General features: G+C 60.8%; 19 protein-coding genes and 1 pseudogene. 14 read left to right on the top strand and 6 right to left on the bottom strand.

Translation table 11 applies throughout. The annotated features are described in order from the left end of the window. Positions 1-151: 151 nt before the first annotated feature. Together rfbA and rfbB are read right to left on the bottom strand one after the other, a co-directional pair. Entirely contained in the window at positions 152-1,024 is an 873-nt protein-coding gene (gene rfbA / locus DB459_RS14615) for a glucose-1-phosphate thymidylyltransferase RfbA (protein ID WP_253705995.1), read from the bottom strand. A 169-nt stretch (positions 1,025-1,193) separates the two neighbouring features. Further along, positions 1,194-2,252 carry a dTDP-glucose 4,6-dehydratase gene (gene rfbB / locus DB459_RS14610; protein ID WP_253705994.1) on the bottom strand — a complete coding sequence of 353 codons (1,059 nt, stop codon included), beginning with the start codon at positions 2,250-2,252 and terminating at the stop codon, positions 1,194-1,196. A 386-nt stretch (positions 2,253-2,638) separates the two neighbouring features. Here rfbB and DB459_RS14605 point away from each other — a divergent pair, with 386 nt between their 5' ends. The 4 genes from DB459_RS14605 (at position 2,639) to DB459_RS14590 (ending at position 10,374) form a co-directional block, all read left to right on the top strand. Then, positions 2,639-4,966: an AAA family ATPase gene (locus DB459_RS14605; RefSeq protein WP_253705993.1), complete on the top strand. Its 2,328-nt coding sequence runs from the start codon at positions 2,639-2,641 to the stop codon at positions 4,964-4,966. A 213-nt stretch (positions 4,967-5,179) separates the two neighbouring features. After that, on the top strand, positions 5,180-6,382 hold the full coding sequence (locus DB459_RS14600) for a polysaccharide biosynthesis/export family protein (protein ID WP_253705992.1): 1,203 nt from the start codon (positions 5,180-5,182) through the stop codon (positions 6,380-6,382). Between the two features lie 252 nt (positions 6,383-6,634). After that, positions 6,635-8,686, top strand: a complete 2,052-nt coding sequence (locus tag DB459_RS14595; protein WP_253705991.1) for a hypothetical protein — start codon at positions 6,635-6,637, stop codon at positions 8,684-8,686. 206 nt (positions 8,687-8,892) lie between these two features. Next, entirely contained in the window at positions 8,893-10,374 is a 1,482-nt protein-coding gene (locus tag DB459_RS14590; RefSeq protein WP_253705990.1) for an exopolysaccharide biosynthesis polyprenyl glycosylphosphotransferase, read from the top strand. Positions 10,375-10,480: 106 nt separating this feature from the next. Here DB459_RS14590 and DB459_RS14585 read toward each other — a convergent pair whose 3' ends face one another. Together DB459_RS14585 and DB459_RS14580 are read right to left on the bottom strand one after the other, a co-directional pair. Beyond that, positions 10,481-10,852: an H-NS family nucleoid-associated regulatory protein gene (locus DB459_RS14585; protein ID WP_253713569.1), complete on the bottom strand. Its 372-nt coding sequence runs from the start codon at positions 10,850-10,852 to the stop codon at positions 10,481-10,483. A 246-nt stretch (positions 10,853-11,098) separates the two neighbouring features. Next, positions 11,099-11,380, bottom strand: coding sequence for a hypothetical protein (locus tag DB459_RS14580; RefSeq protein ID WP_253705989.1), 282 nt, complete (start codon positions 11,378-11,380; stop codon positions 11,099-11,101). Between the two features lie 310 nt (positions 11,381-11,690). Between DB459_RS14580 and DB459_RS14575 the strand changes: the two genes are divergently transcribed. Further along, complete coding sequence (locus DB459_RS14575; RefSeq protein WP_253705988.1) at positions 11,691-12,080, top strand: H-NS family nucleoid-associated regulatory protein; 390 nt, start codon at positions 11,691-11,693, stop codon at positions 12,078-12,080. Between the two features lie 665 nt (positions 12,081-12,745). Here DB459_RS14575 and DB459_RS14570 read toward each other — a convergent pair. Next, positions 12,746-12,952: a hypothetical protein gene (locus tag DB459_RS14570; RefSeq protein ID WP_253705987.1), complete on the bottom strand. Its 207-nt coding sequence runs from the start codon at positions 12,950-12,952 to the stop codon at positions 12,746-12,748. A 392-nt stretch (positions 12,953-13,344) separates the two neighbouring features. On the opposite strand from DB459_RS14570, the pseudogene DB459_RS14565 reads away from it, so the two are divergent. Together DB459_RS14565 and DB459_RS14560 are read left to right on the top strand one after the other, a co-directional pair. Then, positions 13,345-14,103 (top strand): annotated as a pseudogene (locus DB459_RS14565) (IS5 family transposase). A 461-nt stretch (positions 14,104-14,564) separates the two neighbouring features. Then, complete coding sequence (locus tag DB459_RS14560) at positions 14,565-15,611, top strand: hypothetical protein (protein WP_253705986.1); 1,047 nt, start codon at positions 14,565-14,567, stop codon at positions 15,609-15,611. A gap of 368 nt (positions 15,612-15,979) precedes the next feature. Here DB459_RS14560 and speB read toward each other — a convergent pair whose 3' ends face one another. Next, positions 15,980-17,050, bottom strand: a complete 1,071-nt coding sequence (gene speB / locus DB459_RS14555) for an agmatinase (protein ID WP_253705985.1) — start codon at positions 17,048-17,050, stop codon at positions 15,980-15,982. A 165-nt stretch (positions 17,051-17,215) separates the two neighbouring features. On the opposite strand from speB, the gene DB459_RS14550 reads away from it, so the two are divergent. The 7 genes from DB459_RS14550 to DB459_RS14520 are packed head-to-tail and all read left to right on the top strand — an operon-like array spanning position 17,216 to position 25,625. Continuing rightward, the gene (locus DB459_RS14550) at positions 17,216-18,313 is read left to right on the top strand and encodes a PotD/PotF family extracellular solute-binding protein (RefSeq protein WP_253705984.1); all 1,098 of its coding nucleotides are present in this window, start codon (positions 17,216-17,218) and stop codon (positions 18,311-18,313) included. A gap of 58 nt (positions 18,314-18,371) precedes the next feature. Next, positions 18,372-19,412, top strand: a complete 1,041-nt coding sequence (locus DB459_RS14545) for an ABC transporter ATP-binding protein (RefSeq protein ID WP_253705983.1) — start codon at positions 18,372-18,374, stop codon at positions 19,410-19,412. After that, a complete protein-coding gene (locus DB459_RS14540) occupies positions 19,409-20,269 on the top strand; it encodes an ABC transporter permease (protein ID WP_253705982.1) in 861 nt (286 codons plus the stop codon). The genes DB459_RS14545 and DB459_RS14540 overlap by 4 nt, the downstream gene beginning before the upstream one ends. Next, positions 20,266-21,060, top strand: a complete 795-nt coding sequence (locus DB459_RS14535) for an ABC transporter permease (RefSeq protein WP_253705981.1) — start codon at positions 20,266-20,268, stop codon at positions 21,058-21,060. Before DB459_RS14540 ends, DB459_RS14535 begins: the two co-directional genes overlap by 4 nt. Further along, entirely contained in the window at positions 21,057-22,445 is a 1,389-nt protein-coding gene (locus DB459_RS14530) for an FAD-binding oxidoreductase (protein WP_253705980.1), read from the top strand. The genes DB459_RS14535 and DB459_RS14530 overlap by 4 nt, the downstream gene beginning before the upstream one ends. Next, the gene (locus tag DB459_RS14525; RefSeq protein WP_253705978.1) at positions 22,442-23,965 is read left to right on the top strand and encodes an aldehyde dehydrogenase family protein; all 1,524 of its coding nucleotides are present in this window, start codon (positions 22,442-22,444) and stop codon (positions 23,963-23,965) included. The genes DB459_RS14530 and DB459_RS14525 overlap by 4 nt, the downstream gene beginning before the upstream one ends. After that, complete coding sequence (locus DB459_RS14520) at positions 23,958-25,625, top strand: amidohydrolase (protein WP_253705976.1); 1,668 nt, start codon at positions 23,958-23,960, stop codon at positions 25,623-25,625. Before DB459_RS14525 ends, DB459_RS14520 begins: the two co-directional genes overlap by 8 nt. The last annotated feature ends 555 nt before the right edge of the window (positions 25,626-26,180 follow it).

The following is a 26,180-nucleotide window of genomic DNA, read 5'->3' as shown; positions in this document are numbered from 1 at the left end:
CCTCGATGCGACCGCCGCGCGGCCGGAGTCGAATTAAAACATTTAACCCTTCGTCAATTAAAACGTCAATTCAATGTATTTAAAAATTAAATCTGCGCGAAGGATGTGGTTAATCTGATGATTTCATTGGCGTCTCGCCGCCAGTCGGGGATCAGGCGGTGCCGACGAGCTCATTCAGATACCGGCCGTAGCCGCTCTTCTCGAGCGATCCGGCGAGGGCGAGGACCTGGTTGCGGTCGATGAAGCCCTGCCTGAACGCGATTTCCTCCAGGCAGGCGACCTTCATGCCCTGCCGGGTCTCGAGCGTCTGGACGAAGCTCGCCGCCTCGATCAGCGACTCGACCGTGCCGGTATCGAGCCAGGCGAAACCACGCCCCATCCGCTCGACTTCGAGTGCACCGGCGGCGAGATAGCGCATCTGCAGATCGGTGATTTCGAGTTCGCCGCGCGCCGACGGTTCGACGTGACGGGCATGGCGCACGACGCGATTATCGAAGAAATAGAGGCCGGTAATCGCCCAGTTCGAAGCCGGCCTTTTGGGCTTTTCCTCGATCCGCACCGGCCGCTGCGTCTCATCGAACGTGACGACGCCGTAGCGCTCCGGATCTCGCACGTGATAGGCGAACACCGTTGCCCCTTCCTCGCGCCGTGCCGCCCTGGCCAGCAGTTCTGGCAGGCCGTGACCGAAGAAGATGTTGTCTCCCAGCACCATGGCGATGCGATCGCTGCCGATGAAGTCCGCGCCGATGATGAAGGCCTCGGCGAGGCCCGCCGGACGAGGTTGCTCCGCATAGCTCAGACGAATGCCCCATTGACCGCCATCGCCCAGCAGCCGCTCGAACTGGCATCTGTCGGCCGGCGTCGTGATGACAAGGATGTCGCGGATGCCCGCCAGCATCAGCGTCGACAACGGGTAATAGATCATCGGCTTGTCGTAGATCGGCAGCAGCTGCTTGCTGACCGCTCGGGTGATCGGATAGAGCCGCGTTCCGCTGCCGCCAGCCAGCACGATTCCCTTCAGCATGGGGCCTCTCCTTCAACGACACGCAAGCCTTCAAGGACACGCCGGTCGAAACCACCTTCGCGAGAACGGCGCAAAGTCGCGGTGCCCTCTGCGACGAGGTCTTGAAGGCGCCTTGCAACCCGGCGATTTGGACCGGTCATCAGGCGCGGACCCGGTGTCATCCTCGACCTCAAAGCTGGGTTTCGAGGAGCCCGAGACGGGCGCCATCGTAGACGCTGGCGCGCGGTTTTTCCCACCACGCGCGGCTCTTGAGATACCACTCGACGGTCTGGGCGATGCCCTGCTCGAAAGTCCTCGCCGGCCGCCAGCCGAGCTCGCAGCGCGCCTTGGCGGCATCGATGGCGTAACGCAGGTCGTGGCCGGGGCGGTCCGGCACGAAGGTGATGAGCGATCGCCTGCTTTCGCGGCCCGGGCTCATGCTGTCGACGAGGTCGCAGATGAGGGTGACCACGTCCAGATTGGTGCGTTCGCTGTCGCCGCCGAAATTGTATTTCTCGCCGGGCTGGCCCTGCTGCAACAAGCTGATCAGTCCCGCCGCGTGATCGTCGACATGGAGCCAGTCCCGCACGTTGGCGCCGCTGCCATAGACCGGCAGCGGCTTGCTCTCGATCGCATTGAGAATGGTCAGCGGAATGAGCTTCTCGGGAAATTGAAACGGGCCGTAGTTATTCGAGCAGTTCGAAACGATGACCGGGACGCCGTAGGTTCTGAACCACGCATGCGCCAGGTGGTCGGATGCCGCCTTGCTGGCCGAGTACGGCGAACTCGGCCGGTACGGGGTGTCTTCGCAGAAGCGGCCATCCGGACCGAGCGAGCCATAGACCTCGTCCGTCGACACATGGACGAAACGGAAACGGCTGCGCCGCCAGCGCGGCAGCCGATCGTAATAGGCCCTCGCCGCCTCCAGCAGGCCGTAGGTGCCGACGATGTTGGTATTGATGAAGTCGGCCGGACCGTTGATCGAGCGGTCGACGTGGCTCTCGGCGGCCAGGTGGATGATGCCGTCCGGCTCATGGCTTGCGAGCACATCATCCATCGCGGCGCGATCGCAGATGTCCCGTTGCTCGAACGCGTAGCCCGGCAGTCCTTCGATCTGGACCAGCGACCCTAGATTGGCGGCGTAGGTCAGCTTGTCGACGTTGATCACCGATGCGCCATGCTGCAGCACCAGTCGGCGGCATACCGCAGATCCGATAAATCCTGCACCGCCTGTCACCAATATGCGCATCGGGATCGCCTCCATCGCACGTTCAGCATCGGCCTGCCGTCGACCCTGCTCCGGGCGGCCTGATTAATTCCGGCCGGCAACCGCCGGTTATTTTCAATGCGGCACACGCCGTTTCCCTGAACCGGCCAGACAGCCCCGGGCCGCCGACAAATTTCGCTGCGAATTCAACCGCATGGCGCTCATTTCAAGGGTTTAGATTTTGCAAAAACCGCAAAATTTAACCAGTATCCATTTAATTTGGACAGCCGCGCTTTTATCCGATATATTTATTTTAAATGCAACACGGCCTTTGCCGAGCGCCCGGTCGGGCACCGGCGCGGGCGTTGCGATGTCCATGCGGGCCGCGGCCCGGCGATGATCAAAAGACGAGCGCAGGCGGATACCTGATGCTTCAGAGCAATATGCTGCAGACGGACAGAACGCGCGGCACCTCGTCGAGCGAACCGGCCGCCGAAGGCGGCATCGGCGAACTGGTGAATTTTGCGCTGGGCTTCCTGCGCCGTCAGTACCTGGTCGTGCTGTTTACCGCTGCCCTCGCCCTGGCGGTCTGCGCGGTCTATCTGCGGATCACGCCGCCGACCTATACCGGTCAGGTCCAGGTCCTGCTCGGCAATCCCAAGGCCCAGTTCGTCCAGCAGCAGTCGCTGCTCGCCGAGCCGGCATTCGATCTCAACCAGATCGAGACGCAGCTTCAGATCCTCAAATCGCGGGCCATCGCGATTTCGGTCATCAATCAGCTCAAGCTCGCCGACGATCCGGATTTCAACGGATCGATGCCGTCATTCTCCTCGCTGTGGCAGCGCCTCCGGGGGTGGATCTCGAGCCCGCCCAAGGCGTCGCGAACCGCGACGACGGGCCAGCTCTCCGAGGGCCTGATCACGGCGTTCCAGGATCGGCTCACCGCGAACCGGGTCAGCTTCAGCAGCGTCATCGAGATCAACTTCAATTCGCGCAGCGCGGCGCGCGCGGCCGAAATCGCCAACGCCATCGCCAACGCCTACATCACCGATCAGTTGAACGCGAAATTCGAGGCCAATCGCAGCGCGACGGCCTGGCTGCAGGAGAGGCTGCGCGACCTCGGGGATCAGGCGCTGACCGCCGAACGCGCAGTCAACGCCTATAGATCCCAGAACAACATCATGTCGAGCGGCGGAAAACCCATCGACGAGCAGCAGGTGACGGACCTCAACGGCCGCATCGTGGCCGCCCGCGCCCAAACCTCCGATGCCCAGGCGAGACTGAACCGTTACGAGGCGATCCTTCGCGCCAATTCGGCGAACTCGTCGGCGATCGGAACCCTCGATAGCGGCGGCTCAGATGCCCTGACCAATCCGATCATCAACAACCTTCGCCAACAGTATCTGGAACTTGCCCGTCGCGAGAACGAGTGGTCCGCCCGGTTTGGCCGGGACCACCTCGCCGTCATCAATCTGCGAACCCGGATGCGGGATCTGCGCACCTCCATTCTCGACGAGGTCCGGCGGCTGGCGGAAAGCGCCAGGAGCGATTTCGAGGTGTCCAAGCAGCGGCAGCAGGAGATCGAAAAACAGCTGGCCGAGGCGGTATCCGTGTCGCGCACGACCAACACCGCCGAAATCACCCTGCGCGAGCTGGAGAGCCGGGCGAAAGGCTACCGTAGCCTCTACGACACATTCCTGCAGCGCTACATGGGCTCGGTTCAGCAGGAGTCGTTTCCGATTTCCGAGGCCAGGGTGATCTATCCGGCGTTGCCGCCGGAAAGCAAAAGCAAGCCGAAGACGAAGCTGATCCTGGCGCTGGGGCTTTTCGGCGGCGTCGCCCTCGGCGTCGCCCTCGGACTGCTCAGGGACGTCATGGACCGCGTCTTCCGTACCTCTGCGCAGATCGAAGCCGCGCTGCAGCTGCCCTGCCTGTCCCTGGTCCCGCTGCTGCGCGCTCCCAAATCGCAGAAGCCTTTTCCGGTCGCTCCCCGTCAACCCGATGAAGACCTGCGCCAGCGAACCATTTCGACACGCTCGGCCGTGCACTCGACGGTGATCGGCATGCCCTTGTCGCGTTTCGCGGAGGCGATCCGTTCAGTCAAGCTGGCGATCGATCTCAATCCAACCAAGACCTCGAACAAGATCATCGGCATCACATCGGCCCTGCCGAACGAGGGCAAGACCACGATTGCGGCAGCGCTCGCCCAGCTGATCGCCCATAGCGGCAAGAGCGTGATCGTCGTCGACTGCGACTTGCGGAATCCGTCGCTCTCGGCCAGCCTCGCCCCCGATGCGGCCGCCGGAATCGTGGAAGTCATTTACGGCACGCGAACCCTCGATGAGACGGTCTGGCGCGACCCGAAGACCAATCTGACGTTCCTGCCCGCCGTCAGGCGCGGCCCCCTGCTCCACACCAGCGAAATCCTGTCGGCGGACGCGACCCGCAAACTGTTCGACCGGCTGCGCGCGTCATACGACTACATCGTCGTCGACCTGCCACCGCTGACCCCGGTGGTGGACGTCCGCGCGACCACACCGCTGATCGACTGCTTCATCATGGTCGTCGAATGGGGGCGGACGAAGATCGACGTCGTCCAGCACGCCCTGCACACCGCGCCGAACATCTACGAGTGCCTGATCGGGACGGTGCTCAACAAGACCGACATCAAGGCGATGGCGCGCTACGATTCCTACCGGAGCGACTATTACAGCGACAACCATTACACTCATTACGGCTTTTCGGACTCGGCCTGAGGTGGATTTGATCGATTTAATCTGGAGCGTGCCTTCGTCGGGCCCGCAGGCGCACCAGAGATTGTTGCCGATCGGCAACACACGGCGACCGTGTTTGGGTTCGACGCACGATCAGCTGGTCTGAATCAAGCTGAAATGTCATTTTATCGCGAATATAGAAGATGATCGGGGGCAGTTCTGATTTCCGCATCTCAAAGCTGGGCGAGGATTGCGGTGGGAATCCTGGCACTGTCCGGTGCCGGCTGCGGGATCATGCCGACCAACGGCCCCCTGGGAATGGACGTCCGCACGGCATCTGAAGGCGCCGAGCCGGCGGCACTGCCCTATGCCCTGGTCAAGCTGACCCCCGAGGTCGTGCGGATCCTCGGCCGGTACACGCCCCGACTGTCGTCGGCATTTGCCGACCGGAGCCCGCCGAAGGCCTTCCGCTTCGGCGTCGGCGACATCGTCAGCGTGACCATCTTCGAAGCTTCCGCCGGCGGCCTGTTCACGTCCGACGCCGGGGTGCGCGCCGGCAATTTCGTGACGATTCCGAACCAGGCGGTCGATGAGCAGGGCAACATCACCGTTCCCTATGCCGGCTCAGTTCGAGCCAGGGGCCGAACGCCTTCCGAGATCCAGCGCGACATCGTCGACCGCCTCAAGGCACGGGCGCTCGAGCCTCAGGTGGTGGTGGCACTCGCAACCCAGAATACGTCGCTGATCAGCGTCCTGGGAGACGTCCGCGCCGCGGGACGGTTCCCTGCCAGCCCGTCCGGCGAACGTGTGCTCGACGCAGTCGCGCGAGCCGGCGGACCGGTGACGCAGGGCTACGACATGTGGGTGTCGCTCGAGCGGATGGGACACCGGGCAAGCGTGCCGTTCGGCGCGCTGATGTACGAGCCGGCCAACAATATCTACGTCCTGCCCAACGACGTCATCTACCTCTATACCCAGCCACAGACATTCGTCGCCTTCGGCGCCGCCGGCAACCAGGGCCAGTTCAAATTCGACGCCTGGCGTATCTCCCTCGCCGAAGGAGTCGCGAAGCAGGGCGGCCTCAACGATGCGCAGGCCGATCCGGGCTCGGTCTTCTTGTATCGTGGCGAGACCCGGGACGTCGCTCGCCAGATCGGCGTCGATGTCGACCAGTACCAGGGGCCCGTCATCCCCGTGATCTACATGGTCAATCTGCGCGATCCCTCGGGCTATTTCCTGGCGCAGACCTTCGAGATGCGAAACAAGGATGTCATCTACACGTCCAACGCGGTCTCGGTTGAAACGACCAAATTCCTGAACTTCCTGCGGACCATCATGGCCACGGCCAACGACCCGATCATCTATGCGACGAATGGCTATGCCCTGAAGGCCGCGATCCAGGGGTCGCCGACCACCATCATCACAACGCCGACCCCGATCACCGGCGTTGCCAAGTAGCGCCCCCTGGACGCGGCAGCCGAACTCCGGGCTCACGCCCGGTCCCGCCTCGCGACAACCTGACCGGCGCCGCGGGCTCGTCCGACACCGATCGGTCGCCGGCCTTGCTGCAGGGTGCAGCGACGGCAATATTTAATTGATTTGCCAAAATTTAATATTAATATCGCGCCAAATTAAATAGCGCCGGGATTGTGCGAGCCGATGGCAGACCCGGCCCGCCCCGATATCGGCCCCTGCCGGGGATGACACCCGATGATTATCCCGTTCATTGCGCTGGCCTTTGTGGTCGCCCTCATTCCGGCGTTCGGGATCATTGACGCCAACCGCGCGGTTGGCGTCGCTTCGGCCGTCCTCGCCTTGGCACTGGTCGCCGTTGCGCTGACTCTGCCGGGCACCAGCCTCACCCGGTTCACGCGGCTGCTACGGCCTGTCCTGATCATCGTCCTCGTCGCGCCGGCGCTGTGGATGCTGGCGCAGGTGCTGCCGATGCCGGCGACCGCGCTCGCCAATCCGATCTGGGCCAGCGCCTCGACCGCCTTGAACCAACCGATCGTCGGCGCCATCACGATCGACATCGGGGCAACGCTGCTTTCGCTGGCTCAGTATTGCGCGGTCATCGCCGCCGCCCTCGTCACCGCGGCGATCGCCCTGGACAGGCAGCGCGCCGAAAGCATCCTTTACATCCTTCTGGCGATCTCGGCCCTGGTTGCCGCCCGGCAGATCGCGCAGGATCTGGGATTCGACCAGGTTCGTGCCGACGCGTCCGGCGGAGACGGGGCGGAGGCGACAATCTTCGCGGTCCTCGGAATCCTTCTGTCCTGCACCAGCCTCCTTCACGCCGATGGTCGACGGCAGCGCTCCGGCCGGCACCGGAAGTCGAACAGAGCGATTACATTGTCCGTCGTGGCATCGATCGTCGCCCTTCTTGCCTGTACCTCCGAGCTGCTGATCCATGCCGATACCGGCACGGCCATCGCAGCGCTGCTCGGCGCGGGAACGCTGTGCGCCATCTTCGCCATCCGCCAGTGGTTGCCTGGCCCATGGGGCAGGACCGGCCTCGCCGCAGCCGCAGTCATCGGATTATTCGCCGCTTTCGCCGCCATTCCGATCAAGAAAGACATGGATCTGGCCATCGCGTGGTCGATGCCAAGCCTGACCGCGACCGAGCGGATGCTGTCCGACATTCCGCTGGCCGGGTCTGGCGCGGGGACGTTCGAGGCGCTGCTGCCCCTCTACCGGGACATCAGTGCACTCGCGACCGCCGAGATCCCGACGGCAGCCGCCACGATCACCATCGAGATGGGCAGGGCTTTCCTGTGTGGCTTGATCCTCGCAGCGCTGTCGGGCGCCCTGGTGCTGTTCAACCGCTCCCTGTCCCGCGGCCATGACTACATCTACGCCGGCGCCGGCGCTGGAGCGCTGCTGGCGCTCCCGGTGACGGCATTCCTGAACGGCGGCATCTTGAGCCTGGGGGCGTCGCTGTTCACTGCCGTCTTGTGTGGTCTCGCATTCGCCCAAAGCCGCGGGAGCGCTCGGCATGTGCAGAATTTCGAATTGCGCGAGGCTCCGATCGATCCCGGCAAGGGGCGGCGGCCGCTGAATGCGCTCGACGAGACGTGGCCGCGGGTCGCCCTCGCCGTCTTCGGCGTCGCTCTGACGGCCCAGGCGGCCTGGATCCTCTCCGCCGAGAGATATTCGTCCAGGGGGCTTCAGCTTGCAGCCGCCCAGACCCCCGCCTCGCTCAGCTCCTTGCGGGACGGGATCAACACGGCGGCTTCCCTTGCGATCGTACGCGGAGACTTGTGGGCCGAAAGCGCCATGATTGAGTTCAAGACCCGGCCCACGGCTCAGCTCGGCGCGCCCCCGGACGAACCGCCGGCCGGCGGACCTCGCGCCGCCGTGCCGGCGGCGCCACTGAAGGCGCTGAACCGCGCCGTGCGCTACGCGCCCCATCGTGGCGATGCCTGGCTCATGCTCGCCCTGCTGGCCGACCGGTACAAACCGGTCGGCTACGACACCAGCGCCCTCCTCAAGATGTCCTACTACACCGCGCCGAACGAGTTGAGCCTGCTTCCGGCGCGGCTGCGGGTCGCTCTCGGCGCAGAGACTGCAGCCGGAGATCCCGAGCTCCAGGACATGATCAGGCGGGACGTCAGCCTCGTCCTCACCCGGCTGCCAGCCCTCAGGCCCGCCCTTGTCGCCGCTTATCAATCGGCCGCTCCCGGCCGAAAGCTGATCGCGGAACGCCTGATCTCCGAGGTCGATCCAAGTTATCTGAAAACCATCCGGACCCAGTATCCATGACCCTGCGCCGGCTTCCCGCGCCCGGCCTTTCGGGCGCGACAGCACGCGACGAGCGTCAGATCCACCGCGCCTGGAAGGCGGGGGGGTAACGGAACGCCGATGATTAAATATATGTTATATGTTTAATTTGGCGCGATTTGGGCTTGCTTTATTTAATACATTTACAATAAATTAAATATTATCCCGACGGTGGCACTTCGTTCGTCATGAATTTTGTCAATCGGCATATCGCGGCGAATATCTCGGACGAGGTGCCGCCTCGCAGCCTTGGCGCAACGCTGGCGACGGAACGGAAATGGCCGATCCGCTACGAGTCCATCGCGCCGCTCGTGCTGCTCGCCGACTGCGCGACCATCCTCGTTGCCAGCGTCGTGTCGGCCGCGATCTACCAGTTCCATGGCGGCGGCGGGATGACCGCCGACCCCGGCAAGGCCCTCGGCTCCGCAACGATCGTATCGGCGCTGTTTGTTTCTCTGCTGAAGATACAGGACATGTACCGACCGACCGAACTTCTGGTCTTGCGCAGCCAGATCCGGACCGTCTGCCTCGTCTGGAGCTGCGTGTTCCTTCTGCTCGCCGGAACCGTCGGTGCCGTCGACATCGGCCACGAACTCTCGCGCGGCGCGGCTCTGCTCTTTGCGCTGATCGGACTAGCCGCCCTGATCGTCCAGCGTGGCGTCATGCGCGATCTGCTCAAGAAGGGCCTCAGCGGCAGGAGATTTACCGGGCGGAACGTCGTGTTGATCACCGACCAACCGCAGCCGCTCGATTCCGGCCTGGCCCAGACTCTCACGAATCTCGGATTCTGCGTATCCGAAAAATTCAGCTTGCCGCCGCCGGGCTCCAATTCCGGCTATCGAAAACGGCTCAGCGCGCGCGTGATCGAACGCATCCGTGGTTCCGACATCGACGAGGTGATTGTCGAGGCGGACCCCAACCGCTGGTCGGAACTGCGTGCTTTCGTCGCCGAATTGAGGGTTGTGCCCTTTCCCATCGTCTTTGTGCCGGGTGGCGCGGCCTCCGAGATGTTTCGGCGGCCGACGCGGGACCTCGGAAGCGCCGTCTGCGTCGAACTCCAGCGCGGCCCTCTCACGGGAGTTGAACACGCCACGAAGCGGCTGATCGATCTCGTCGGTGCAGGGCTCGCCTTGACCATCCTGTCGCCGCTGCTTGCGGCCGTTGCCATCGCCATCAAACTGGACTCCGCCGGACCTGTGCTGTTCAGGCAGCAACGCTGCGGCTTCAACGGCCGGAGGTTTGCGATTTGCAAGTTTCGAACAATGTCCGTGCTGGAGGACGGGCCATCGATCGTCCAGGTCGGGCCGGTCGACAACCGGGTGACACGGATCGGCAAATGGCTGCGCAGAACGAGCATCGACGAGCTGCCGCAGCTGCTCAACGTGCTCGATGGCAGCATGTCCCTGGTCGGCCCAAGGCCCCACGCGTTGGCACACGACAACCAGTTCGACAAGGTGGTTCGGAACTACGCGTTCCGGCGACGCGTCAAGCCCGGCCTCACCGGTTGGGCGCAGGTGCATGGGTGTCGCGGTCCGACCCCGACCACCGCCCTGATCGAACGCCGGGTCGAGTATGACCTCTGGTACATCGACAATTGGAGCCTGCGGCTCGATCTTGCGATCCTGCTTCAGACCCCCCTCGAGGTGTTGCGCGGACGCAATGCCTATTAAATCGGCCCGCAGCCATAAGCCGTGGCGCCGACCGAAGGGCAGGCCGTCTCAGGCATCTTCAGACGATTGATGGCAAGTCGAGTTAGACAGGCCGGAAAGGAAACGATCAGGCCCGCTGTCGACCCTTCGCGCCGCCGCCTTCGCTGATTCGGAACTCTTCCATCTTGCGGCCGGACTTCATTGCCGCCACCAGCCAGCGCGGTCGCTTGCCGCGCCCCGACCACGTCTCCGAGGTCTGCGGATTACGGTATTTGGGCATCACCCTCGGATATTTGCGGCGCGGCTTTCCGTTCTGAATCGGCCGTGAATCGCTCGATTCCTCAATGACATCCATGCCGCGATTAAGAACCGCCAAGCGCTTTTCGAGTTCGCGCTTTTCAGCCTTGATCCGAGCCGACAGGATCGCGCTGATCTCTTCGTGAAGCGACCAGAGGTCGTCCAGCGCCATCGCTTCGAGTTCGACCTTCTTTGCCGACATACTGCCGCCTTGCAGCTCCGCTTTGTGCTGGTCGGATGTCATATTGCCCCACCTGATATTAATCAAGCGGCGTCCCGGAGTGTTCCAAAGCAAAAAGCCGACAGCCACTCATTATCACGAGCAACTAGGCTTGGCACAACCGCGCCGCACCTCGGGCAACCGCGGCAAATGCCCGCATCGCTCGCGCGACCAGGGATTATTCTGCGACGTACCGCCTGATTCGCCGTCTATTAAATTCCAATTGATTCATGGCGTCATAATGACCGGCAACCGCGACCGGCACTGAATATGCGCCCCGGATGGCGGCCGGCGTCCGTACCGATTCTGCAGCCTGCGGTGCAGCCGCACGCCTTCTCTCCGGATGAAAGGCCGCAGCCGGCAGCGGATGACCTCGATGTCCATCAAGGCGCGCTGCCTGAGCTCGATCTGGGCTTTGATCGCACAGACGTCGCACAAATCGCAGGACGGAGCGACGAACCGGCTGACGGATTCCTGGAGACGAGCGAGGGGAGGCTCGATAAAATCCATATTTAATTCTCCCTTGCCTCATAGCGCCTTCGGCAATATTTGAACTCACGACAACTCATTGATTTATCTTAAAAATCATCCCTTAAATCGCACGGACGCCAGTTCATTTTAAATCCCACCACCAAGAGAAACTTGACAGAAATAAAATAATTGGCAAGCTATTAATTTATATAAATTAGTCTATATTATATTCCCGGTTTGGGGCGAATTTCGCCAGCTTGACCTGATCCGCCGCAAACCGAGCGTGTCGTTTCGCAGATGAGTTTGCAGCCGACCAGATTGTAATCTGTCGAACAATCACGAGAGCGCGATGCGCAAACTGGACCTAGAGGCAATGGACTTCGACGAGCTCTGGCTTCTGCACGAGGAGCTGACGAAGATTCTGTCGGAAAAGATAACCGCGGAAAAGCTGGAGCTGGAGAAGCGGCTGGCGCAGCTCAATCGTGCTGAGAGGATCGGCGAGGCTGGAATTACGACCGAAGAACCGCGGTCCGACCGGGTACCGCGTCGCAAGTACCCGAAGGTTTTGCCGAAATACTACAATCCGTCTGCGCCGACGGAGACCTGGTCCGGCCGCGGCAAGCAGCCGCGATGGCTGGTCACGGCTCTCAAGTCCGGCCGCAAGCTTGAGGACTTCAAGATCGGCGATGGCGGACCGACAGCGGAAAACAAGAATTCGCGGCGCAGCCACCACTCTTGAGGGGTGCCGGCCGGCCGACGTCCTCAGCTGTTCAGTCCGACACGCTCCCCGCACGCGTATGGCGCACTGCGCCTGTACTTGATAGACCTCGCAAGACGATTGCGAATTCCTGAGATTTCGCCCAGCAAGACGTCGTAAAGCTGAATGCGCGAGGCCAGGGCAGTTGGCGTCGTTGACGAAGAGGTCAGAAGGAGGAGCTGAAAATGTGCTTCTTTGATTGCACTTAGAGAATGCTGAAGAGAGCCGGCATGCGATTGGTCCACATGGCTCATTTTCTTCATTGTTACCCCCCAATACTGGCACAACACATAGGGACGCAAAGCGAATATCGTTCCGCCCTATGTTAGACGATCACGGTCCGACGTGGGTTCAAACTCAATTGAGAACTATTTTTATTTCGCTGATCAACGAGATTCTTTTTGATCGCATGGCAGGCCTAACGACCGATTCTTGAAGGGTTTTTCATCTCGGCGCCCCGATATTCGAGCCTCGTCCGTCCCTCCGCTCAATTTTAGCGCACAACCATGTGATGGCCGCCCTCCCCCAATGCGATATGCCGACGCCGGGCTCGCCAGAAGCGCCGCTCTCCGATTTAATTGGGACGCGCTACCGCGACGCAAAAATTAAATGACGGGCGGTCCCGCAGGCCGCCGCGAGCGCGATCCTCAGCGAATGCGCCGGGCGCCGCTTGTCTTTGCGCCCCTTGCCTCGCCGGCCATGCCGGTGGAGCGCCGACGGTTCTTCTGGATCGCTTCGGCCTGTTTAACGAGATCACGAAGGCGCACCAACTCTGAATATTCCCGCGCGAGCGTGCGGATCCGCTGGTCGAGGAACCCGGCCCTTGAGCCGCAACTCGGATTTCGGCCGCTCACCTGATCTCCGATCCTGCTCTTCGCGAGATCGAGCGAGCCTATTTTGGACTGACGGACAGCGTCAAATCGAAACGGATTTTAACCTACATTATAAAGCTTACTGGCGAAAATCCCGACGCCCGGTTGTCGATATTCTCGTCTGAAACCGGGCCGTCGGATCCGGCCCAGCGGCCAAAAGCTCGGCCCGCTCATCGCGGAGATGACGAGACAGAGGGGGTCTTGCGGCGTCTCGCAATTGCCTATGCCCTTTGCCGGCGAGCCCCAGTGAGCAATTGCGAGACATAAGCCGCACGAGCTTTTTTTGATTTTGCTAGAGCCTGTCCTCAATTAGAGGATTCCCAAGCAGATTATCGCATGATTCATAGGCGGTCAGCTGATTCGGAGCTGACCAAATGCGCCGCTACGCCCTTCGGGACGATCAATGGGATAGGATCAAGGATATTTTGCCCGGACGTGAAGGGCATGTAGGGGTCACGGCCAAAGACAATCGGCTGTTTGTAGAAGCGGTGATCTACCGCTATCGAGCCGGGATCCCTTGGCGAGATTTGCCCGAACGCTTCGGCGATCCGATCAAGATACATACGCGTTTTTCGCGCTGGACGAAGAGCGGGGGTGTGGAAGAAGCTGTTTAAGATGCTGGCGAGCGATGCCGACAATGAGTACGCGATGATCGACAGCACGATCGTGCGGGCGCATCAGCACAGTGCCGGCGCACAAAAAAAGACGGCGAAGACCAAGCTATCGGGCGCAGCAAAGGCGGGCTGAGCACCAAGATCCATGCGCTTGTCGATGCCCTGGGCAATCCGCTGGACTTCATCCTGACGCCCGGCCAAGCCCATGATCTGGAGGGCGCCGATGCACTGCTGCCCGACATGGCGGCCGACGCCTTATTGGCAGACAAGGCCTTCGACGCCGACGAACGGGTGATTGCCCCGTTGCTGGCACGGGGAAAGTCGGTCGTGATCCCGCCCAGGCGCCACCGGCAGCTCCAGCGCGATTTCGACAAGCACGCCTATAAGGCACGCCATCTCATCGAGAATTTCTTCTGCAAGCTCAAGCAATACCGCGCCATCGCTACCCGCTACGACAAAACCGCCAGAAATTTCCTCGCCGCAATCCACCTCGCGGCGGTTATCATCTGGCTCAATTGAGGACAGGCCTTAGTGTGGTGGATCTGACGCTCGTGCGACGAATTCGCTGCAACGCTGATACGAGCGTCAGATCCACCGCACTAGCACTGGCCGGGTAAGGATGCGTCGACGCATCGCTCGCATCGGCGAACGGAAGCACGATCCTGACGGCCTTCGCCTGCGCCCCCTGCAGAGCCAGCCTGAGGCCGATGCGATCGACGGCCCAGCGCCTCGCCGATGCCACTCTATTGAGTGGAGCCTTGCCGATCGCCGACTTGGCATTGCTTATCCAAGATCAAACCGATTCCGACACTTCGACAGTCGACGAAGCAGACTTCGCTCTACCGCTCCTTTGATCGATGAATTCTTCGTGAGTTACTGCATCAAACCACTCACGTGTTTGGACCGAGAGACGCAATGCGGATCTCGCATCCCACGCAAGCAGTAACGAGACAGAAGGTTCGCTGTGAAAGGGAGTTTAGATGAACTTGAAACACTGCATATTCGCGGCTTGTCTGGGGCTCGCCGCGACCGGATCGGCTTTGGCCGCTGATCTATCTCCAATGCCTGTGAAGGCGAAGCCTGTCGCAGACTTGCCGTTCTTTCTGATCAACGACAACGTGCTGACCTACTCCTATCAGTTCTCGGCCACTTCGCCAGGTGCGACGAATCGCACTGCCAAGAACGTCCTCGCTTTTACCCATTTCGACGTCTGGGCCTACGGCACCAATTTCGCCAATTTCGAGCTACTGAAATCCGACAAAAATGATCCCGCAGCTCCTTGCGGCGACGTTCTACGGCCGATGACCGGCTGCGCTGGTGCCGTTGAGTTTTTCGGAGTGCTCCGGAGCACCTTGGGTTGGAACGAAATCTTCAACACAAAAGCCTTTAGCTATGGGGCGCTGAACAACATCTCGTTCGAGGTCGGAGCCGACATCGAGACAGAAAATCAGTTCGCGGCCCCTGCCAAGAAAGCAGTGGTCGCCGGACTGCTATTCGCATTTGATCTGCCCTACAAGGGCTACTTCAACGTAGCGCCCCTTTACTACAAGGAGTGGAATCACAACATCTTCGTGATGCCGGCCTACGCGGCGCCGTTTCCGGGCGTTGTCGACGGAAACGTCGAATTCCGCGGCACCTGGGCGCTGGAGATCAACTACTATATGGAGCTCGGCTTCCTGCCGGAGAACCTGCAGTATTTCGCGATCTCGGGGCGCGCGGGCTTCTACGGTCCGAAAGGCACAGGAGCGGCCGACGGCATTCTATCGCCAATCAACAACACCAAGATGGAGATCAACTCCGAACCCATTCGCCTGACCTTCGACGCCTCCAAGCTGTTCTGGGGTCCGACATACTCGCACTTCGTCGACGTCTGGGTTGCCTACCGCTACTGGCAAAACAAGTTCGGTCTGGATGACAAGGACGTCGCCAATAATGTGTGCTTCGGCAACGCGGGAACGGCGGCGGCAGTCAACAACGGGAGTTGCAAGGAGGAATCATTGACCTCGGGCATCTCGGTCAAATTCTGAGCTTCCTCAGGCCGACCTACCCAATCGAATTGCGAAAGAGGCGCCGTGTTCCATGGCGCCTCTTTTTTGCGCTCGCGAGGCCGGAGCCTTGCCCGCTTTGATTCAATCGGAACGGACGCTCTCGTGAAACGGATTGGATCTTCGCTGCCGGGTGCCGGCAATTCAACACGACCTTGAAGACCGTCGCCAAGAGGGTCGAACGCTTCCGCGCGGCGACGTGGATAGGCTGTGGGACCGTTCCTCACGCCCCAATTCATGCCGGGTCAAACCCCGGCGGTCGCGTGTGTTGCCGTCGAGGCTTTGCAGCGACAGCGCTGCACGGGAAAGCAGATCGCCGCGGAAGCACGCGCCTTCGTGCGAACGAATGCCTAAAATTGCGCCGGAGTGCGCGTCCCTTCCGGCCGAGGCGACTGAACCATCAGGCAAAGGATCGTAAAGAGCACCTGTGCACCGATTTGAGCGGTATTGGTTGTCGTGTCGTATTGGGGCGCCACCTCCACCACGTCTCCACCGACGAAATCAAGGCCCTTCAGGCCGCGTAGAAATTCCAGCACCTCTCGCGGCGTCAAGCCGCCCACTTCAGGCGTTCCCGTACCGGGCGCAAAGCCGGGATCGATGCTGTCGATGTCAAACGATAAATATGTCGGACCGTCGCCGACGGCCTCTCTTGCCATCTGGATCAGAGCCGGGATGCCCATGGCGGCGACTTTCTCGGCATGGACGACCACCATGCCGCTCTCGTGCGAAAATTCCCAGAGATACTCGGCGCCGCCACGAATGCCGATCTGGATGGTGCGTGTCGGATCGAGCGAGCCCTGAAGCACCGCAAGGCGAAACGGGCCTCCGTGCTGAAACTTGGTGTTCTCATACGGGCCGGCGGTATCGCAATGAGCATCGATGTGGATCAGCCCAACCGGACGTTCTCGCCCGAGCGCCTTCAGGATCGACGCAGTGATCGAATGATCACCGCCCACGCTAAGGGGGCGAATCCCCCGGTCCGCTAGACCGGTGTAGAACTGCTCGATGTCTTGATGGCATTGTGCCAAATCGAACCGGCTCTGCATCGGCACATCGCCGATATCGGCGATGCTGGCATCGGCAAACGGCGTGCAATCCAGAACATGCTCATAGGGCCCAATCCTTTCGACCGTCCGCAACGCCCGGGGACCAAAGCGGGCGCCGCTGCGATTGGTCACGCCGAGGTCCATGGGGACACCAACGAGCGCGATATCGACTCCGTGGACGTCGTCGGCATTGCGTACGCCAGGTAGATAAGGGGAATTCAGCAAGGTAGGCACACCCGAAAATGGCCATTTGCGCCGGTCTCCGCCCTGAAATTGTGCGGCTGCCACCCTGCCAAACTTCGGGTCGAAGACATCCCCTCCGGCGGCCTCGGCATATTTTTCGCGTAGATATTTGAGCCTCTCCGGACTGATCACACTTTGCTCCCTCTGCTGGCTGCCGGTCAGCATATCCCGACGGAAGAGGACATAACTTCGGTAAAGTCCGAAATGAGAGCCGCTAATTGGCAATGTATCCCGTGCAATGTCCAAGTCACGCTGGGACCGAGCCGGGCAAAACTCTACAACTCGCTGGGGAATACGATGGCCACCGTCTTAACACTTCCCACGACGCGCAGGCGTCTTCTTCGCAATATCTCGACGTTGGGCGCGGCCAGCTTGATCGGCGGCTTTCCAAACGTCTTGCGAGCCGCGGACAGAACTTTGAAAGTCGCCGTATATGGCGGACTCTACAAGGACACCTTTGACAAGGAGGTCTTTCCGGCATTCACCAAGGCCTCCGGCATCAAGATCGATAGCGTCGCCGAGCCGACCGGCGAGGCTTGGCTGGTGCAGTTGCAGCAAGCCGCCAAGGCAGGGCGAGTGCCGGCCGACGTAAACATGATGGCACAGGTGCCTGCGTTGCGCGGCATTGCCTTGGGCCTTTGGCAGGGTGTCAACGAGAAACGGTTGCCGCACATCAGTGGCGTGCTACCGCGGCTGATCAGCAAGGACAAGGATGGGCACACCGTCGCGGTCGGAGCCAGTTCCTGGTACATCACGCTCGTCTCCAATACCAAGGTCTTCCCGGAAGCTCCCACCTCATGGGCGGAGTTCTGGGATCCCAAGCATAAGAACCAGCTGGGCGTCCTTGCCAATGCAGGCAATTCCTACCTGCTGGAAATTACGGCAAAGACCTTCTTCGGGGGCACCGATTTCCTGAGTTCAGACGAGAACATCAAGCGGGTGCTCGCAAAGGTCGGCGAACTGAGGCCCAATGTGCGGTTGTGGTATCGCGACGAGGCCCAGTTCGAACAGGCGTTGAAGGCGGGCGAAATCCCGATGGGACAATATTATCACGACGTCACGGGTCAGGCCGCGCTCGACGGCTTCCCCGTTCGCTCGACGATGCCTAAAGAGGGCGGCTTGATCGACAGCGGCAGTTGGGTGATTCCGAAGGCCTCCAAGCTCGTTGATCTGGGAGAGGTCTTCATCGACTACATGTCTCAGCCGTCGACTCAGGCACTCCTTGCGCGCAAGCTCGGAAGCACACCGGTCGTCGACCGCTCGCTCACGGATCTGACAGATGAGGAATTCGCGGCTGTTTCCTCGAGTATCGATCCGATCGTCCCCCGTTATGATATGCACGTAGCCCGTGCCGACTGGCTGAGCCAGATCTGGGCGGAAATGCAGCAGGGTTGAATCGGTAATTGCAGTCGTCTGCGCGCCTGAACGCGCAGACGACCAGAAGGTGTATCTGATGTCAGGTCTCGCCATCACCGATCTGAACAAGACGTTCGGTGCCCACCCGATTCTCAACGACATATCGCTGGATGTCGCGCATGGGCAGTTTGTCTGCCTGCTGGGGCCATCCGGTTGCGGCAAAACCACGTTGTTGCGCATCATTGCCGGCCTCGACACTCCCACTTCCGGAAAAATTCTGCTCGACGGACACAACATCACCAACCTCCCGGCTCACGCACGGGACTTTGGAATGGTGTTTCAGTCGCTCGCTCTGTTTCCGCACCTGACGGTGGGAGAGAACGTCTCCTATCCAATGCGTATACGCGGGGTGCCGAAAGCAAAGCAGCGGATCGAGGTCGAGCGGCTTCTCGACCTGGTACGGCTGCCGGATGTTGCCGAGCGCGCGATCAACCAACTCTCTGGAGGGCAGCGCCAACGAGTGGCCATCGCCCGGGCGTTGGCGCTCCGACCCAAGCTCTTCCTTCTCGACGAGCCCATGTCAGCACTGGATGCCAAGTTGCGCGAAGCAATGCAGATCGAATTGAAACGCCTCCAGCGCGATCTCGGCATTACGACTTTTCTCGTCACGCACGATCAGCGCGAAGCGATGACCACTGCTGACCGGGTCGTCGTGATGTCGAACGGCGTCATTCAGCAGGTCGCCCATCCGATCGAGGTCTATCGTCGGCCTGCGAATGCCTTCGTGGCCGACTTCGTCGGGCAGGCCAACCTCATCGAGGCCGACGCGCTCGGCGATGGACGAGCAAAGGTCGTTGACACCGTGATTCACGTCGCAGGCGCGCCTTCAAGCGGGAGCTTTTCCTTCTCGGTCCGCCCGGAAAATCTGATCCTTGAGCTCGAAGCCGGCGAAAATACGCTTACGGGGACGGTCAGCTTCGTCCGTCAACTTGGCGCAAGCACGGAGATCAGCATCAACATCGCCGGACAGCCCAGAGACATGGTTGTGGCCGTGGCCGCCGCCTATCGCCCGGTGCCGCGGCTTGGCGAAATCGCTCACGTTCGCATTCCGCAGAGCGACTGCGTGGTGCTCGCGTGAGCGATTCGACGGCCGAACGCCGCACGCTCGCCGGGCACCTGCCGGTCGTCGTGCCCGGCCTCGCGCTTGCGCTCTTCTTCGTTATTCCCTTCGGCATCATGGTAGCCATTTCCTTCTTCCATAATGTCGGGGGAGGAGCCTACGAAGCCACGCTGACGTTCGAAAATTACGCGCGTCTGCTCAGTCCCTACGTCGCGCGAATCTTGGGGGTGTCTCTCGGTATTGCTCTGCTGGTGTCCCTGATTTCGGTGCTGATAGCCTTTCCTTTTGCCTATCTTCTCGTCACGGCGGCTCGATCGACCCAGGTACTCTGGCTGATCTTTCTGCTTTCGATTCTGTCACTGTCTGAAACGATCATCGGATTTGCCTGGTCGACTCTGCTTTCACGCACTGCAGGCGTGACGAACCTCGCAGTCACATTGGGCTTGATGACGGAGGCATCCTCGCTGTCTCCCGGCCTTGGCGCCGTGCTGGCAGGCATCGTCTATCTGGCTTTTCCCTACGCCGTTCTTCTGCTCTATCCGATCCTGACGCGCGATGATCCCCATGTCGAAGAAGCCGCGCGCACGTTGGGAAGCTCGCCCCTGCGAAGCTTCTTCAACATCGTGCTGCCGATGCATCGCCACAGCATCGTCGCGACATTTCTGATGGTTTTCGTCTTCACGCTAGGCTCGTATCTGATGCCCCAAATTCTCGGTCGACCGCAGGAATGGACGCTATCGGTGATCATCACCGATCAGGCAATCGGGCAATCGAACATCCCGTTCGCCGCGGCACTCGCGGTGTTCCTGGTGGTTGCGACGATCCTGCTCGCCGGCTCAGTTTTCCTGCTCGGACAAAAGGAATCCTCGCGATGAGCCAGGCAGGTTTGCGACGGCTATTCTTCGCTTTGATGGCCGTGGTCATGGCGGCACCACTGATCGTCGTCATCGGCGTCTCTCTCAATGAGAAGAAGTCACTCACTTTTCCACCGCAAGGCATCAGCTTCTCCTGGTATTTCGACATATTTCGCGATCCGGACTGGTTCAACGCACTTTCGAACAGTGTAATGATTGCGCTGGCGTCGGCGCTACTCGCGCTCGCGATCGCCTTTCCGCTGGCCTGGTATGTCTGGCGATATCGATCACGATGGGCCAAGATGATCGTCGCGCTCGGCCTGATCCCCTTTCTGCTTCCGCCGGTGATTACTGCGCTAGGGCTTCTGGCATTCTGGATCGAAACAGGGGCCTATGGTCAACCGTGGACCATCGTCCTGAGCCATGCGATTCTCCTGGTCTCACTGCCGCTGTTCTCGCTGACCCTTGGCTTTTCGCGTCTTGATCCGTCTCTGTCGGAGGCCGCCGCAACGATGGGAGCCGACGAACGCACGGTCACGATGACCGTCATCCTACCCCTGATACGGCCTTATGCCATATCCAGTTTCGCTTTCACGTTTGTCGCGTCACTGAACGAATACATCGTGGCATTCATGACTGTTGGACCAGTTCTTGAAACGTTACCGATGAAGATCTTCAATGCTCTGCGCTACGGCTACACGCCCGTCATGGCAGCTGCCTCCGTCTTCTTCGTCGTCGTGACCGTAACGCAGCTGGCGTTGATTGCCCGTTTTGGCGATCTGCCGAAACTACTTGGAGCCGACCGAAAATGACGAAGATCCGAAGCGCGTTGTCCGACGCGACCCTTTATCCTTACTGGTTGGACAATGCCTCGGCTCCCGCGCCAGAGCCGCAGCTTATCGGCCGGACGCAGGCCGACCTCGTCATCGTCGGCGGAGGATTCACCGGCCTCTGGGCGGCTGTCATCGCCAAACAGGCCGATCCGGGCCGCGACATCATGGTGATCGAGGCGGGAAGGATCGGGCACGGCGCGTCCGGCAGGCCAGGTGGAATCGTTTCCACTTCAGTCATGCATGGACTCGTCAATGCGAGCCGGATTTTTCCGAACGACATGCCAGTTCTCGAGGCGCTAGGACATGAAAACCTAGACGGCTGGAAACGGACTCTGGTCGAGAACAAAGCCGATGTCGACCTCGAGTGGGGAGGCGAGCTGACGGTTGCGGTGGAGAAGGCGCAGGTACCTCGCCTCCAGCGGGAATTCGAGCTGCATAAGCTTTACGGCCATGACGCCGTTCTGCTTGATCGCGAGCAGGTTCAGGCACAGGTCGCTTCGCCGCTTTTTTCCGCCGGCGTTTGGTCGCTCGGAAAGAGCGGAACGGTCCATCCGGCGAAGCTCGCGTGGGAACTTAAGCGTATCGCCAAGGGTCTCGGCGTCAGGATGCATGAACTGACGCCGATGACCGGTGTCGAGGATTTGGGCGACCGGCTTGCTATCATCACGCATGACGGAAGGATCGTGGCTCACCGGGCTCTCTTTGCGACAAACGCGTGGGGGGCCGGCCATGCTCATATCAAGCGCCGGATCGTTGGCGTGCGTGACCGGGTGCTGGCGACCGAACCGTTAACCGCCGAGCAGTTGGCCAGGCTTGGTTGGCGGAATCGCCAGGGCGTCTACGATACCCGTCTGCAGCTCAACTACATGCGGCTGACCTCCGACAACCGTATCGTCTTCGGCGGGCGTGTCGGCTATTTCTACAATGATGATGTCGATCCCGCTGCAGACCGGCAGATCACCACTTACGAGCGGCTTGCTGCGTCCTTTTTCAAGACGTTCCCTCAGCTTGACGATGTCCGGTTCAGCCATGCCTGGAGCGGGCCGATCGATCTTTCGAAGCGCATGGCCGTGCACTTCCAACGCTACTACGGCGGCAAGGGAATCTGGGTGGGAGGCTATTCCGGATTCGGAGTCACCGCCACACGCTTCGGCGCTCGCGTCGGCCTCGACATTCTCTACGGCGCCGACAAACCCGAACTTCGGCTTGAATTCGCAAGCACCCTCCCCGGCTATATTCCGCCCGAGCCGTTCCGCTGGATCGGCGCCAAGCTAACCATGTACGCCCTGGATGAGGCCGATACGAAAGGCGGATGGCGTCGGCTCTGGATCAATTTGGTCCATCAATTGGGATTTCCCCTATGAACGACGACATGCGCCGGCCAGGCGCGGCTGCGCCCCCGACCATTCCCGCTCGGGATAAGGCGGTGTACATTCGTGGTGCTTGGCATACCGGCTGCGGCGATAAACCGCTTGAGGCCGTCGATCCATCGTCCGGCAAGGTGTTTGCCGATATTGCGCCAGCGAGCGCTAAACAAGTCAGTCTGGCCGGGCAGGCAGCCGCGGAGGCGTTCAGCGAATGGCGCTCGCTTTCCGGAGCGGCCCGAGCCGGCCACCTACGCGGATTTTCGGACGGTCTCAGGGCACGCAAGGACGAGCTTGTTGCTCTCCAGATGCGCAACAACGGCAAGCCGCGTAGCGAAGCGATGATCGATGTCGACGATGCTGCTGCGGCGTTCGACTACTACGCCGCCCTGGCGGCCGACCTCGACGGTCGCCAGGGCGGCGGCTTCATGCTTGCGGATCCAGGACTTGCGGATCCAGGACTTGCGGGCCGGACCTATTTCGAACCCCTCGGGCCGGCAGCGCTGATCGTCCCATGGAATTTTCCGCTGGTCACGACCGCCTGGAAGCTCGCGCCAGCGCTGGCCGCCGGATGTACAGCTGTGCTCAAGCCGTCCGAGTTCACGACCCTTGCGGAACTCGTCTACGGCGATCTTGCCGATGAGACCGGACTTCCCGCCGGTGTTCTCAACATTCTGCCTGGCGCGGGCGCGATTGGAGCAGCGCTGGTCGCGGATCCAGGCATCGCCAAAGTGTCTTTCACAGGATCAAATGCCACCGGACGGCAGGTCATGGCCGGCGCGTCCGAGCGGACTCTACCACTATCGCTGGAGCTTGGCGGGAAGTCGCCGATCATCGTTCTTGATGACGCAGATGTCGAGAAAGCGGCCGAGATCGCGGCCGCCGGCATTTTCTTCAATTGCGGCCAGATGTGCTCGGCGACATCGCGGCTGCTGGTCGCCGATTCGATCGCCGACGACGTGATCGCAGTTCTGCGGGCAAAAACGCGGCGCATGGTCGTGGATAGTCCAGACAATCCGCATGCCGAAATGGGACCGATTACGACCGAGGCGCAGCGGGCCAAGATCCTGACCTACTTTCTGAAGGCTCGCGTCGACGGCTTGAAGTGCCTGGAGGGCGGCGTTGCCCGCACTGAGGCAGACGGCTTCTTCGTCGAACCGACGCTCTACCTGGACGTTCCCTTCCATCACCCGATCTGGCGCGAGGAGATCTTCGGTCCCGTTCTGGCCATCGCGCGCTTTTCGGATGAGGCTGAAGCCGTGGCGCTTGCCAACGACACGGAATTCGGACTTGCGGCCGCCATCGTTGGGGGCGATCCGGATCATGCACAGAGGCTGGCCAGGCAAGTCGTGGCTGGTCACATCTGGATCAATACCCCTCAGATCATTTTCCCGAACACGTCGTGGGGTGGCTTCAAGGCCAGCGGCATCGGACGGGAGCTCGGACCACACGGATTGGCCGCCTATTCTGCGGTCAAGCATCTGACAGTTGCGACTCGACAGGAGGCGAAACATGCCTGAAATGGCGGACATCATCATAACCAACGGCCGCCTACTCACGATGGATCCACTCAACCCGAAGGCCGAGGCCCTCGCGATCCAGAACGACCGCATCCTCGCGGTTGGAGCGGCCGACGAGATTGCCGAACTGCGTCATCCCGGAACACGCGTCTTCGACGCCGCCGGAAACACGGTTCTGCCCGGTTTCAATGAAAGCCACATCCACATCTTCGGTGGGTCGGTCGAACTCACGCATTTGTCGCTGTTTGGCTTGAAAGGCGAGGAAGCACTCCGAAAAGCGATCGTGGAGCATGCCGCGAGCACGCCGCTGGACAACCTGATCATTGCGAACTCTGCAGACTACTCCTTGTTGGGAGACCGCAGCGTCGATCGGCATGTGCTTGATTCCATCCTCCCGGATCGCCCGCTGGCCCTCATGTCCCCCGATCACCATACGGTCTGGGCGAATACCCGCGCGCTGCGCACAGCGGGGCTTCTGGAGGGGCGCGTACTGCCGCCAGGCAACGAGATCGTCATGGGCCCGGACGACCTCGCGACCGGTGAACTGAGGGAGCACGCTGCCTTTGATGCCGTCATAGCTCTCGGAAGCTCCGGCGGCCGGGAGCGCCTTGGACTTAGTACGGGTGGCGAACCTGCCCCGTCACCGGACGCCCTCGAGATGGCCCGCGACCGCGAGGCCTTGAAGAAAGGGCTCGCTCATTTGGCGAAGCACGGCATCACCAGCTTCCAGAATATGGATGGCAACTTCTATCAACTGAAGTTGCTGAAGGACTTGCAGCTGTCTGGCGAACTCACCGTCCGCGCTCGCATTCCCTTCCTCTATGCGGATGGTGACGTTATTGAAGCTATGGACAAAGCAGAATATATGGCCGCCGCCTATAACTCGGAATGGCTGAGTGCGGGCACCGTCAAGGTATTCATGGACGGCGTGCTCGATAGTCACACGGCCTTGATGGCCGATGACTACGCCGATCTTGCGGGATGGAGGGGCGAGGCGAGGCTCGACGAGACGACGTTCAATCGGATCTGCATAGAAGCGGACCGGCGTGGTCTCCAAATGGCAGTGCATGCTATCGGAGATGGCGCCGTAGCGCGAGCGCTCGATGGCTACGAGGCGGCTGCGGCAGCGAACGGACCACGCGACAGCCGGCATCGGATTGAGCATATCGAAATCATTCGTTCTCAGGACTTCGATCGCTTTAAGCGACTCCGCGTATTGGCCTCCATGCAGCCGCCGCACCCGCCCGGCCAGATGGGGCTCCCCCTCGAACCGACCATTTCGCGCATCGGCAAGGCGAAGTGGCCGTTGGCATATGCCTGGCGCACTTTCCGCGATGCCGGCGTCGATATGATTTTCTCTTCCGACTGGCCCGTTTCTCCCGTGAATCCTTTGCAGTCAATCCACTCGGCCATGACTCGAAAGCCATGGGCGGAAGGCCTGCCTGACAACCGGCAATCACTGGCCGAGACACTCGATGCCTATACCGTCCGAGCCGCATTCGCAGAATTTCGCGACAGCTGGAAAGGCAAGTTGAGGGCAGGCTACGCAGCTGACGTCGTGATCCTGGATAGCGACCTTGAAGACACGCCAACTGAAATTATTGATCAAATCAGCCCGATCGCAACGATTTGCGCGGGTCGCGTGAGTTTTGAAACTTGATGAGGGGCACAAGGGATCTGACGCTCGTTTCAGCATTGCAGCGAAGTCGTCGTACGGGCGTCAGATCCAAAACCGCACTAGTGTGGCGTCTCGCAATTGCCTATGCCCTTCGCGGCATGCCCCTGTAGGCAATTGCGAGACATAAGCCGCACTAGCTTTTTGATTTTGCTAGTGTCCTGATGTCTCCGAATGACCGTGCGAGGGTGAGGCAAATGAAGCGGTAATTCGGAGACAGGACACTAGAGCCTTCTCCGCTCCGATGGAATCGGAGCGGAGCTCTAGGTTTTTGTTTGACACGCTTTCTCCGCGGTAAAACGCTCTAGAATCATGACTATACTGGTGTTCCTTTGGTTCTAACGTTCGTATCAGTGCGCGCTGCAAAGGGATACGAACGTTAAAATCTGGACAGCAGAGCGAAGATGCTCACCAACGGCTAAGGGATATCATGCAATGCGAGTGGTCTCGATCACGCTCAAGGGCTTCCAATGCTTTGGATCGTCTGGACAGACAGCCTGCGTGGGCAACGGTTGAATGTAAGATTTCCACCACGATTTC

This window comes from Bradyrhizobium sp. WD16, from assembly GCF_024181725.1.
Classification (GTDB): Bacteria; Pseudomonadota; Alphaproteobacteria; order Rhizobiales; family Xanthobacteraceae; genus Bradyrhizobium_A.
Note: the sequence above shows the minus strand (reverse complement) of the source record. Positions and strands in the feature narration are given on the sequence as shown.